Below are 12,158 nucleotides of genomic sequence, written 5' to 3' on the forward strand. Positions count from 1 at the left end.
GATCTCCCCCCCTTGTGGGGGAGATGCCGGCAGGCAGAGGGGGGTAACGCTTACGCCACCCCTCACCAGAAAACCCGCTGGCCCGACCGGGCGATACCGGTCGCCCTTTCCCTCACGCCCCCTGCGTCGCCAGTTCGCCGTGCGTCTCCGTCTTGACCCTCCGGGGCTGGCGGGCCTTTGCGGCGACTTCGCCGGCGATCATCTCGGCGGTGATGGCCGAGAGCGTCCAGCCGAGATGGCCATGGCCGGTGTTGTAGAAGACGTTCGCGCGGCGGCCCTGGCCGACCTTCGGCATCATGTTCGGCATCATCGGGCGAAGGCCTGCCCAGGGCACGATGGACGAAGTCGAGACTTCCGGAAAGCGCGTCCGGCACCAGTCCACCAACGGGCGGATGCGCCGGTCCTTGATGTCGCGGTTTTCGCCGGAAAACTCGGCCGTACCGGCGATGCGAAGGCGGTCCGCCCCCAGCCGCGAGGTGACAATCTTGGCGTGGTCGTCGAGCAGGCTCACCATCGGCGCGCCGGCCCGGCTGTCCTCGTCGTTGAGATTGACGGTGATCGAATAGCCCTTCACCGGATAGACATTGACCCGGTCACCCAGCTGCGCCGCGAACTTGCGGCTGGCGACGCCGGCGCAGACGACGATCGCGTCGAAATGCTCCGACCCCGAGGCCGCGTTCGAGCCGGCCGGGCGCGAATGGACGATCACGCCCTCTTCGCCCCTCGACTGAAGCTTCGTGACGTCGGCGGAAAACTTTAGGGTCGCCCCGTGCCGGCGGCAGGCCTCGGCGAGCTTGCGGGTGTATTTGTGGATGTCGCCGGTGAAGTCGGATTCGGTGAAGAAGCCGCCGACGAAATTGCCGCGGATCGTCGGCTCGATGGCGGCGATCTCCTCCGGCGTGACGGCAACGCGCTTCAGCCCGCCCTGTTCGAGCAGCCCGTTGACCTTCGCCGCATGGGCAAATTCGCTTTTTTCCTCATAGACATGAAGAATGCCGCGCTTTTCGGCGTCGAAGGAGAAGCCCTCGCGATCGGCCATGTCGAGGAGATGTTCGCGCGCCGCGATGGCGAGCTTCGTCGTCGCGATGGTGTTCTGCTCGTAGTTGCGGGCAGCGAGCACGAATTCGGCCATCCAGGACAGCTTGTGCCAGGACGGCTTCGGGCTGACGAGCAGCGGCGCGTCCTTGGTGAGCATCCATTTGATGCCCTTGAGAAACGTCGACGGCTGATTCCAGACTTCGGCATTGGAGGCCGAAAGCTGCCCGCCATTGGCGAAGGACGTCTCCATCGCGGCATAGGGCTGCCGGTCGAAGACGGTGACGTCGAAGCCGCGGCTGATGAGCTTGTAGGCGGTGGTGATGCCGGTGATGCCGGCGCCGATGACGGCGATTGAGGTCATGACGAGCCCTTTCTTCCGCGTTTCTCGCGGAGATCCGTGCTTGCCCCTCCCGTCATGAGCCTGAGAGTTTCACCGTGGCGGAAGGATTTCCGGCCCGGCTTTCTCCTTCGGCGGGCGACCTCGAAACAAGGTCACCACTCTTCGGATTCTTATGACGAAACGGTCCTTTTGCCTGAGAGTTTCCGGGGCGGTTGCTCCTTCGGCGCCGGCTTTAAGGCCGATCTCTCCCGTGTCCGTCGATGCGCCAACACTAGCGCTGCCCACCTTACCCGACAATGACGAAGGCCCTTCAAATTGTCGCATGGCTGCCATGCAGTATGCGCAGAACGCCACTCTCGCCCCTGCCCTGCCGAGCCGGCAGCCGCACGTATCGCAAGCGTCAGTCCAACTCCCAAGGATAAAGCTTCCTCAGGATTGCATGTGACAGTCGCCGCCGCCGCTTGGCCAAAAATGCAGTTCGCACAACCGTATCCCCCGCAAAGCCTGTCTTTCGGGAATGAGCAGAGATCGTGAGGCACGTGGGAATCAGGGGCAGGATCTTCGTCGCGTTTTTACCGGTCGCCATCCTGGCGCTCGCGCTTGGCCTTGCCGCCGAGTTCACGATGAGCCATGCGCCACTGGTGCAGCCAAATCTCGAACGCCGCGCCGTGCCCCCGCCAGAGCCGTCCGAGGCGCCCGAGGACGAGGCGGCGCGAGACGTTCAGGATCCCGCCCGCGCCGATCCTACCCCGGTCTTCATGGAACGCGCCGCCGACACACTCGAGCGCATCCGCTTTGCTGCCGTCGATTATGTCGAGGACGGCACGCGCGACAGCTACGACCGCTTCCAGGAGGCCGCCGAGGAGCTGAACGATCTGTCAGCCAGGGACCGGGCCGTCATCGACGAAAATCCCGACCTTGCCGCAGCCTTCAAGGGGATCGAGACCGGTCTGGCATCCTGGCGCTCGGCGATCGACACGCTGGCCGGGTTAAAATCCGGCGAGGCAAAGGCGACCGAGGCCGTCGCCGAAGCGGGACCGCTCGCCGTCTCCGCCATGTCGGATGTCATCAAGGTCGCCTGGCGCGCCTTCGACATCGAGGCGCTCTATCACGCGACGGCGACCTTCGAATCGCTGAATGCCAGCCTCGTTTCGGCCGAGCGCTTCCTGCGAACCGACGAGCGCGCGGCTTTCGACGTCGCCCAGTCGAAGCTGAACGAGGCAATGGGCCGACATGCGGCCATGACCAAGCTGATGAGCGATCCCGCCCAGCTCGAACGCGCCCGCGAGGCTCTGTCGCGAATGAAGGACTTCGGCGACAAGCTCGCCGCGACCAAGGATTTTGCAGCGAAGATGCAGGGTCTGCGCGCCGGTCTGCTTCTCAGCGCTCCCCGCACCGTCGCGCGCAGCGTCGCCGCGCTCGGCCAGCAGCGCGAGGCAGGCTCGGCGCAACCGGCACCGTCGCCGGCAAGCTACGCCGTCTCCAGGACAGGCACCGAAACCCCGCCGGAGACCGCGGAGGTCGCCGACGAAGGCGGGACGGTGGCCGCCGCCGACCCGGCGAAGAGCCCGCTGCCTGTCTCGAACGGGCGCATGGTGCTGATCGGCGCCGTTTTGGTCTCGCTGTGCGCGCTCTTCAGCGGTCTTCTCGCCGCCATCAGGACCGCACGCCCCCTTGCCCGCTTCTCGCAGACGCTTGCCATGCGCGGCGAAGGCGAAGCGAGCGACCTGAAGGACGAGGCCGATCGCAAGGACGAGATCGGCGACATCGCCAGAGCCTTGCTGCAGATCGAAAAACGTGAGCGCAGCGACGACGCCGCCGCCGCGGCCTCCCAACACATGCGTGAAGCCGAGGAGCGCGAGAAGATCGAGCGCGAGGCGGCGGAAAAAGCCGCCGAGCGCAAGAAGATCGACGCCGACCTCGATCTCATATCCCAGGGTCTCGATCGCCTTGCGGATGGCGAACTGACGACGCGGCTCGCCGCCGACCTGCAGTGCGTGCCGCATGTCGGCCAGCGCTTCGACCGGCTGGCCGTCAATTTGGAGCAGACGTTTTCCTCGCTTCACATCGCAAACGCCTCGCTTGCGACCGGCCTGTCGGAGATCTTCGAGGCGACCGACGATCTTGCCAGGCGCACCGAGCAGCAGGCCGCCAATCTCGAACAGACGGTCGCGGCGATCGGCGACGTCTCCCACGCCGTCGCCGAGACGGCCGATGGCGCGCGCAAGGCCGAGCAGGCCGCGAACACGGCCAGAGAGACCGCCGGCCAGGGCGGCGAAATCGTCGGCAAGGCGATCGGCGCGATGTCGGCGATCGAGCAGTCCTCCCAGAAGATCGTCAAGATCATCGGCGTGATCGACGAGATCGCCTTCCAGACCAATCTTCTCGCGCTGAACGCCGGCGTCGAGGCGGCGCGGGCCGGAGAGGCCGGCCGGGGGTTTGCCGTCGTTGCCCAGGAAGTGCGCGGCCTCGCCCAGCGTTCGGCCGACGCGGCAAAAGAAATCAAGCAGCTGATCAACGCCTCCAATGGTCAGGTGAAGGAGGGCGTCTCGCTTGTCACCGCGTCGGGCGAATCCTTGGGCGGCATCGTCGAAAGGGTCGCGGAGGTCAGCCAGCTCGTCGAGGAGATCGCCAAGCGTGCGCAGGATCAGGCGGCGAACCTCAAGGAAGTCTCCAGCGCCGCCGAACAGATGGACAAGACGACCCAGCAGAACGCCGCCATGGTCGAGGAGACCACCGCCGCCGCACAACAGCTGAAGGCCGAGAACGAGACGCTGGCGGTGCTCATCCGCAGCTTCGTCGGGGCGAAGGCAGGTAACCCCGGCAGGACGTCGCGCCCCACGCCCCAGCCCGCACGATCCGCCGAGCCGGCATTCGGCGAGGATGAGGAGGACGGCATCAGCCTTTGGGGCGCGCCACCGCGCCGGAGTGCACCGCGATCGGGCGGCGGCGGCGCCACCGCCGTCCAGCAGCGGGCGACGCAGGAAGTCGACGGCTGGGAGGAGTTTTGAACGTCACGTGACGACCGCTGCGCTGCCGCAACTTCTGCCGCTAATGGTTGTCGAGGCAGCCAGTCTCGGATGCTGCGCCTTGCTACCCCCCTCTGCCTGCCGGCATCTCCCCCACAAGGGGGGAGATCGATATCGCGTCGCCGCCGGCACGTCTTTTTGAGCGCGGGAGATTACGCCAGCGTTCGTGAGTAGGGTCTGACGCAACAGCCGCCGATCTCCCCCCTTGTGGGGGAGATGTCCGGCAGGACAGAGGGGGGCAACGGCGCCGAACTCTGCCAAGAAAGCTCGGTTGACTGAACCGCCCCCTCACTCCCCCCTCGGAAACCGCGCATTCTCCTCGACGACGTTGAGGTCCATGTGGTTGCGCATGTAGCGCTCCGAGGCGACCTTCAGGGGCTGGTGGTCCCATGGATAGTAGGCGCCGTTGCGCAGCGCCTCGTAGACCACCCAGCGCCTTGCCTGGCTCTCGCGCACCTCGGCGTCGTAGCGCGCCATGTCCCACTGTGCCCGCATCTTTTCCTGAAAGCCCATCAGCGTTGCCGCGTGGGCGGGATCGCCGGCGAGATTGGTCAGCTCGGCCGGGTCGGCCTCGAGATCGAAGAGCTGCGGCGCGTCGATTTCGCAGTGATTGAACTTCCATCTGCCCTCGCGGATCGACACCAGCGGCGCATAGGAGCCTTCGGCCGCATATTCCATGAACACCGGCTCGGGACGCTTTGCCCCGCTGACCGTCGGCACCAATGAGTGGCCGTCGGTCCAGGGCATAATCTCGCTCATGTCGATGCCGGCGAGGTCGCAAAGGGTGGGCGTCAGGTCGATGGTCGAGACCGGCTCCTCGAGGAGCCGCGGCTCGAGGCCGGGCGCGGCGATCATCAGCGGCACCCGGGCCGAGCCCTCGTAAAAGCTCATCTTGAACCACATGCCCCGCTCGCCCAGCATGTCGCCATGGTCGGAGACGAAGACGACGATGGTATTCTCGTCCATCCGGGTGCGCTTCAGGACGTCGAGGAGCGAGCCGATCTTCTCGTCGATATAGGAGAGATTGGCGAAGTAGCCGCGCCGCGCGCGCCTGACGTCTTCAGCGGTGATCTCGGATTTCGAGGCATCGTTCGCCGCATAGAGCCGCTGCGAATGGGCGTCCTGCTCCTCGAACGGGATCGGCGCGACCTCGGGCTCCAGATGCGCGCAGTCCTCGTAGAGATCCCAGAACTTTTTCCGCGCCACATAGGGATCGTGCGGGTGGGTGAAGGAGACCGTCAGCGCCCAGGGTCTCGGATCATGGCCCCGCGACAGATCGTAGAGCTTCTGCTCGCCATGGAAGGCGACCTCGTCGTCATATTCCATCTGGTTGGTGATCTCGGCGACGCCCGCGCCGGTCACCGAGCCGAGATTGTGATACCACCAGTCGATCCGCTCGCCGGGCTTGCGATAGTCCGGCGTCCAGCCGAAATCGGCGGGATAGACGTCCGTCGTCAGCCGTTCCTCGAAGCCGTGCAGCTGGTCCGGACCGACGAAGTGCATCTTGCCGGACAGGCAGGTGTGATAGCCGGCGCGCCTCAGGTGATGGGCATAAGTCGGGATCGCCGACTGGAACTCCGCCGCATTGTCATAGACCCGCGTGCGCGACGGCAGCTGGCCCGACATGAAGGAGGCCCGCGCCGGGGCGCAGAGGGGGCTCGCCGTATAGCTGTTCTGGAACCGGGTCGAGCGCTTCGCCAGCGCTTTCAGATGCGGCATGTGGAGGAAATCCGCCGGCCCGTCCGGAAACAGCGTGCCGTTCGCCTGATCGACCATGATGATGAGAAAGTTCGGGCGGGACATGGGATGAGTTTCCCTTCCTGTTCGGGTTGCAGACGCGGGTGAGCCACCCCCTTGCGGCATAGCGCGCCCGGACGGGGCGCGACAATGGGCGAGAACCGCCGATCGCCGTCGCCTTCCCTTCCTTTCCCTTCTCCTCCCATCCCGTCCCGCGAGGCTCATTCGAGCAGCCGATCCCCGTCATCGTCGATTCGCATTGGATTTTGCAGGCGCCAGGCGGTAGAGCGCGGCCGAAAGGACCGGACGATGTGGCAGGACGCGCGAAACGAATCGGAGGCGTCGGGCGTGCCGGCACCCGCCACCGGGAGCTGGCTCGCTCATGCCGGCGCGACCGTCAATCTCGCGCTGCCGCTGATCGGCGTCCAGCTCGCCCAGGTGACGATGAACGTCACCGACACGGTGATGGTCGGCTGGCTCGGCGCCGCCGAGCTTGCCGCGACGGTGCTCGCCACCCAGGCCTTCTTTCTGTTCTTCATCTTCGGCTCGGGCTTTGCCCATGCCGCTGTGCCGCTCGCAGCCGGGGCACAGGGGCGCGGCGACATTCGCGGCGTGCGCCGCTCGATCCGCATGAGCGTCTGGGTCCTTGCCATCTACGGCGCGCTGACCTTGATCCCCCTCACCTTCCTTGAGCCGATCCTGCTCGCCCTCGACCAGAAACCGGAGACGGCGCGGCTCGCCGGCGCATACATGGCGCTCGGCCAGTGGTCGATGTTCCCCGCATTGCTGATCCTCAGCCTTCGGGCCTATCTGACCGTCGTCAACCGGGCCTATCTGATGCTGACGGTGATCGTCGCCGGGGCGCTGGCCAATGCCGGCTTCAACTGGGTCTTCATCTTCGGCCATCTCGGCGCGCCGGCTCTCGGCATCGTCGGGGCGGCGATGGCGACACTTCTGTCCAATCTCCTGATGGCGGCGCTCCTCGTCGGCTACACCGTTCTTGCCCCCGCGCTGACGCGCTACGAGCTCTATCAACGCGCCTGGCGGCCGGACTGGCCTGCCTTCTTCGAGGTCTTACGCCTCGGCCTGCCAATCTCGGCGACGATCATCGCCGAGGTCAGCCTCTTTGCCACCTCCTCGATCATGATGGGCTGGCTCGGCACCATCCCGCTCGCCGCCCACGGCATCGCGCTGCAGATCGCCTCGGTCTCCTTCATGATCCCCCTCGGCCTTGCCAGCGCCGCCACCGTGCGCGTCGGCCTCGCCTTCGGGCAAAAGGACCGGATCGCGCTGGGGCGGGCCGGCAACGTCGCCATCGGGATCGGCGGGGCGATCGCGCTTTCGGCCGCCATCCTCTTCTGGCTGATGCCGGACCGGCTGATCAGTCTATACCTCGATGCCGACAACCCGAACTCCGCCGACGTCCTTGCCACCGCCGTGCCGCTTCTTCTCGTCGCGGCCGTCTTCCAGCTCGCCGACTCGCTGCAGGCGGTCGGCGCCGGTGTCCTCAGAGGCATGAAGGACACCCGCGTGCCGATGGTCATCGCGCTGGTCAGCTACTGGGCGGTGGGCATGCCCGTCGCCTATGTCCTCGCCTTCCCGCTCGGCCTCGGCGGCCCCGGCATCTGGTGGGGCCTCGCCTCGGGTCTGGCGGCGGCGGCGGCGCTGATGAACTGGCGCTATGTCAGGCGGGAGCGACTGGGGCTGCTGGGGTAAGGGATGAGCACATCGCATCGCGCCGAAAGGTCGGCGCGGCGCCCCTCGCCCTTCGAGGCTCGCTTGCGCTCGCACCTCAGGATGAGGGGCGACTGAGAGGCCGGGTCTACATTCCGCTTCCGAGCGCCTTTCTTTCCATTCTGCCCCAAGTGCATCAGGCTGGCCGCAGGCACCGAGGCGCGGCGCATCATGCGAAGGCCGGTAGTGCGAGCGACGGCCGGGCAGGGCGCCCCTCGCCCTTCGAGGCTCGCTTGCGCTCGCACCTCAGGATGAGGGGCGACTGAGAGGCCGGGGCGCCGTCCCGCCGCCGCCACGATGTCCTGCCGCCGCCACGATGTCGAGGCGCATGGACGAAGGCGCGGCGTGTCCCCCGAAGTCCCTCATCCTGAGGTGCAACCCGAGCGAAGCGAGGCGAGCCTCGAAGGGCGAGGGGCTTCGGGCCGCGCGGCGGTTCCCCTCGCCTGCCCTTTCGCCGCTCAGGCCGCCCGCCGGGCCGCGAAGCGACCGTCCGGCAGCGCCGTCACGTGGCCGTAGCGGGCGAGGACGCTCAGTGCCTGGGCGACGCGGGGCTCGATGCGCTTGCCGCCGCGCTTGAAGGCCCGGGCGATCTCCTCCGGCCCCATCGGCCGGCCGCTGGCGATGAGCACCGCGTCGACGGCGAGTGGCTGTTCGGTGCGCTCGCTCGGGAAGGCCGGCTTGCCGGCGTCGATCGCCACCACCTGATCTTCCAGCGCCAGTTCGCCGCTCTTCGCGGCCTTGCCCTTGGCAAAGCGCGGAATCTGATAGTCCGGCCGCAGCCAGCGCACATGGCCCGCCGCCTCCTCCTTCGCCCGCTCGGCGTTCAGCGCGACCAACCGTTCGAGGATGTCCTCGTCGGAAAGATCCGCCGGCCAGCCATAGGCCTCGGCGGTCAGGGCATCGATGGTCTCGTGAAGCTCCTTCAGGATCAGCACCAGCCCGCGCCGCTTGACGTCCTCGTCCTTGTCGCTCAGCGCCTCGCCGGATTTCAGCTTTTCCAGAACGTTGTAGAGCCCGGTCAGGGTCAGGTCGTCATGCTCGGCCAGCACGCGCTTGCGCGTCGCGTCGAGCTCCTCGCCGGCGGCGCGGAGTTTTTCGCGCAGGGCTTCGGATGGATCGGGGAAGGGAAAGGGGTCGAAGCAGCGGGATTTGACGTAGACAGGGTCATTGCCGTAGCCAATCCAACCGCCTGCCGTTAGCGCCCAATGAGCATGAACCCGGGAAGATAACATTGCTAGTTGGCTTGCTTCAGAAGAGGCAATTATAAGTAACTTATTGTCCGGAAGAACCGAGCCTTCCAGAAATTGGAAGACGCGATGCTTAGCCGTCTCGACCGTAGCGATAAAACGTTGCAGACCTGCCCACGCGTCGCGCGCATCGGGGACATTCTCACCGAACAACCACCAATTCTTTCGCCTGTATTCGCGAGGGTTTAGATCTCGCTCCGGCTTAACGTGCTCGACCACATGTTGATACACGGCTGGGTATCGCGTTCGGACTTCTTGATCAGTTAGTTCGAATAGATCGATGGCAAAGACGCCACGTGAGCGACCGGTCAAGTCCCGTCCGTTGCGATAAGGTCGAACTACCCGGTTGATATCGGGCGTATCTTCCTTCCCAAGCAAATTGGCTTGAGTGGCAGTTACTATGAATCCCTTGCCATGCAGAACAACGCCACGCGAAGAGAGCCCCTTGTTTGCATCGAGTTTTGTGAGGGAAGATAGATCAACGCCGACGCTCAAATCCGAATTGACGCTCCCCTCCCGCCGCGCGAACACGATCTCCGGCTCGTCCGTATCGAGGCCCTTCTCCGACAGCGTCTCCAGCAGCACCCCGTCCCGCTTGCCGGCCTCAGCCACCGTCATGGCGATCCGCACCGCGGCGCTGTCCTTCGTCGCCTTGGTCCAGGGATGGTCGGGAATGGCGTAGACGAGGCTCGCCGGCGCCTTGGCGTTGAGGTGCTTTTCCATCACCCGGCGCTGGAAGACCTGGGTGATCGAATTGGTGGTGACGAAGCCGAAGCGCTTCAGCCTGGTCTTCTTGCGGGTCAGCATGTCCGCCGCCCGGTCCCACCAGTACATGACGAAATCAGCGCTCTCGTTCATCTTCACCGGCTTGTGCGCCGCCCAAAGAGCCTCGGCATAGAGCGAGCCGAGCCGGGAGCGCAGGTCCTTGCCGCCGATGAAGGGCGGGTTCCCCACGATGAACTCCGCCTCCGGCCAGTCCGGCCGGCGCGGGTTCGGATAAGTCTCCACCCGCTTGCCGTCCCGCTCCTCGATGGTCGGCAGCGGATAGCCGTCCCATGTCAGCACGGCGTCATAGCCCTCGTGGCGGCCGAAATTGATGTTCCTGAACGCCTTCAGGATCGGCTCGGCCGGGTGGCCGTCGCGCGTGCGGTAATGCTGCTGGAGATAGCCGATCCAGACCACCAGCTCGGCGATGGCGGCGGCGCGCGGGTTGAGTTCCAGCCCGAGAAACTGGTGCGGATCGACGGTCTCGCGTTCGAGGCCGAGGCTTTCCATCGCGCCGAGCCGGGCCAGCGTCTCCAGCACCTCCCCCTCCAGCCGCTTCATCAGTTCGAGGCTGACATAGAGGAAATTGCCGGTGCCGCAGGCGGGATCGAGCACGCGGGTTTCGCAAAGCTGATGCAGGAAGCCGCGGACGATCTCGGCCGCCTTCTTCTCCTCGCCCTCCTCCTTGGCGGCCTGCGCCCGCGTCAGCGCGCGGCGCCAGTCCTCGCGCAGCGGCTCCATCACCGTCACCTCGACGAGGCGCTGCACATAGGCCCGGGGCGTATAATGGGCGCCGAGACGCTTCCTCTCGGTCTTCTCCAGCGCCTGTTCTAGGAGCGTGCCGAAGATCGCCGGGTCGACCTCGGTCCATTTCGCCTTCGCCGCCGCAAGCAACTCGCCGATCTCCTCGCGCCCGAGCGGAAAGGCGCGGGCATCCTTGAAGAGATTGCCGTTGAAATGGCGAAGATGGGTGCGGAAGGCCGAGTAGAAGCGCCTGTCGCGGACGGGCTCGTCCATCTTCGCCCACAGCTCTTCCAGAAGCGGCACGAAGGATCCGGGGCTTTCGACGCAATCGGCAAGAAGCTCGGTGAACTTGCCCTTTGGAATGAGGTCGACGTCCTCGGCGAACATCGTGAAAATGCAGCGCATGAGGAAATGCGCCACGTCCTCGGCCGGATGGCCGGCCTCCAGGGCTTTGGAGACCTCCGCCAGACGCCTGGCGATCTCGCGGGTGACGCGGGCGGATTCGCGCGCCGGATCGAGGCTTTTCGGGTCCGTCCAGATGGTGGCGAGGCGCTGCCGGATCTCCGGCTTGCGCAGCTCTTCCAGATAGATGCGGAAGCCCTTGCGGTCAGGGAACTGGCCGTAGGCGCGGCCGGTGCCGGTAAAATCGGCGAAGATCTCCAGCGCATTGCCGACGTCGCAGGTGATGAGAAAGGGCGGCGCGGGGTGGGAGGCGTCGAGCAGGAAGACGTAGCTCTCCGCCTGCCGCCGGGCGTTCTGCATCATCACGTCCCAGCCCTTGGCCGCCGTCCGCCGGCCGAGCTGGTCCGGCTCTTCGCCCAGCATCGACAACTGGCCCGGAATGGCGTTCTTCTGGCCGGGCAGGCGCGACTGCTTGGCCTCGAGGATGAAGCAGCCCTTCTTGTAGAGGTCGATGCGCTTGGGCGCCGCCGTCTCCTCGCTCTCGCGCGGCCGCACCGCGCGCTCGAAGACATAGTCGTTGAAGCCCCGCTCGGCGCCCGCCGGCTCAGGACGGGGAACCTCCAGAACGTCGCAGAGCTCGGTGAGGAACATCTGGTAATTGGCGCGCTCGGCCCCGCCCTCGCGGGCCGTCCAGCGCTCGATGAATGCCTCGATATCCGCCATGCCCTGCCGTCTCGTCTCCCGCCGCCCGGAGCGCGCGGGCGAATCTGCCTTCCTCGCGCTCAGGTTTTACCGCCAGAGGAGCGCAGATGGCGACGAGAGGCAAGCGCCCCCGCGCCCTCATCAAAAGCGGCGACTGTTTCGGCTTCCTGGACGGAGCGGCGCATCCCGCCCGGCCGAGGCAGTTCCGGGTACCGAACATACTCGCGTCAATCTCGGCCGCCGATCATATCAGCGTCGTCATTCTCGGGCCCCGTCCCGAGAATCCTGTGTGTTCGAATTGGTGTATGGTGGGAGGCGGGAAGGAGGCCGAGAGAATCCTGGTCGTCCGCAAGGCAGACCGGTGCCTGGCATGGCCCCTTCCCGCGCCGTCTTCGAAACCTGAACAGTTGCATGAGGCTG

Annotated in this window: 5 protein-coding genes and 2 riboswitches; of the genes, 2 read left to right on the forward strand and 3 right to left on the reverse strand. The window is 66.0% G+C overall.

Going from position 1 to position 12,158, the window contains the following annotated elements:
* Positions 1-112: 112 nt before the first annotated feature.
* Complete coding sequence (locus J6595_RS18990; protein WP_209596665.1) at positions 113-1,399, reverse strand: D-amino acid dehydrogenase; 1,287 nt, start codon at positions 1,397-1,399, stop codon at positions 113-115.
* Positions 1,400-1,443: 44 nt separating this feature from the next.
* Positions 1,444-1,549: riboswitch (glycine riboswitch) on the reverse strand.
* Positions 1,550-1,639: riboswitch (glycine riboswitch) on the reverse strand. It lies immediately after the preceding riboswitch.
* A gap of 269 nt (positions 1,640-1,908) precedes the next feature.
* Here J6595_RS18990 and J6595_RS22885 point away from each other — a divergent pair.
* Positions 1,909-4,389 (forward strand): methyl-accepting chemotaxis protein, encoded by a 2,481-nt coding sequence (locus J6595_RS22885; RefSeq protein WP_209596667.1) that lies wholly within the window; start codon positions 1,909-1,911, stop codon positions 4,387-4,389.
* A 306-nt stretch (positions 4,390-4,695) separates the two neighbouring features.
* Here the strand turns inward: J6595_RS22885 and betC are convergent, their stop codons facing one another.
* The gene (gene betC, locus J6595_RS19000) at positions 4,696-6,210 is read right to left on the reverse strand and encodes a choline-sulfatase (RefSeq protein ID WP_209596669.1); all 1,515 of its coding nucleotides are present in this window, start codon (positions 6,208-6,210) and stop codon (positions 4,696-4,698) included.
* Between the two features lie 243 nt (positions 6,211-6,453).
* On the opposite strand from betC, the gene J6595_RS19005 reads away from it, so the two are divergent.
* Positions 6,454-7,860 carry an MATE family efflux transporter gene (locus tag J6595_RS19005; RefSeq protein ID WP_209596671.1) on the forward strand — a complete coding sequence of 469 codons (1,407 nt, stop codon included), beginning with the start codon at positions 6,454-6,456 and terminating at the stop codon, positions 7,858-7,860.
* Between the two features lie 476 nt (positions 7,861-8,336).
* On the opposite strand, the gene J6595_RS19010 is transcribed toward J6595_RS19005, so the two are convergent.
* Entirely contained in the window at positions 8,337-11,759 is a 3,423-nt protein-coding gene (locus J6595_RS19010) for a class I SAM-dependent DNA methyltransferase (protein ID WP_209596673.1), read from the reverse strand.
* Between the last annotated feature and the right edge of the window lie 399 nt (positions 11,760-12,158).

Origin of the sequence: Jiella mangrovi (assembly GCF_017815135.1) — a bacterium.
GTDB lineage: Bacteria > Pseudomonadota > Alphaproteobacteria > Rhizobiales > Rhizobiaceae > Jiella > Jiella mangrovi.

Coding starts and splice junctions, on each gene's coding strand:
- J6595_RS18990 (WP_209596665.1), bottom strand. CDS start 1,399: ATGACCTCAATCGCCGTCATCGGCGCCGGCATCACCGGCATCACCACC.
- betC (WP_209596669.1), bottom strand. CDS start 6,210: ATGTCCCGCCCGAACTTTCTCATCATCATGGTCGATCAGGCGAACGGC.
- J6595_RS19005 (WP_209596671.1), top strand. CDS start 6,454: ATGTGGCAGGACGCGCGAAACGAATCGGAGGCGTCGGGCGTGCCGGCA.
- J6595_RS19010 (WP_209596673.1), bottom strand. CDS start 11,759: ATGGCGGATATCGAGGCATTCATCGAGCGCTGGACGGCCCGCGAGGGC.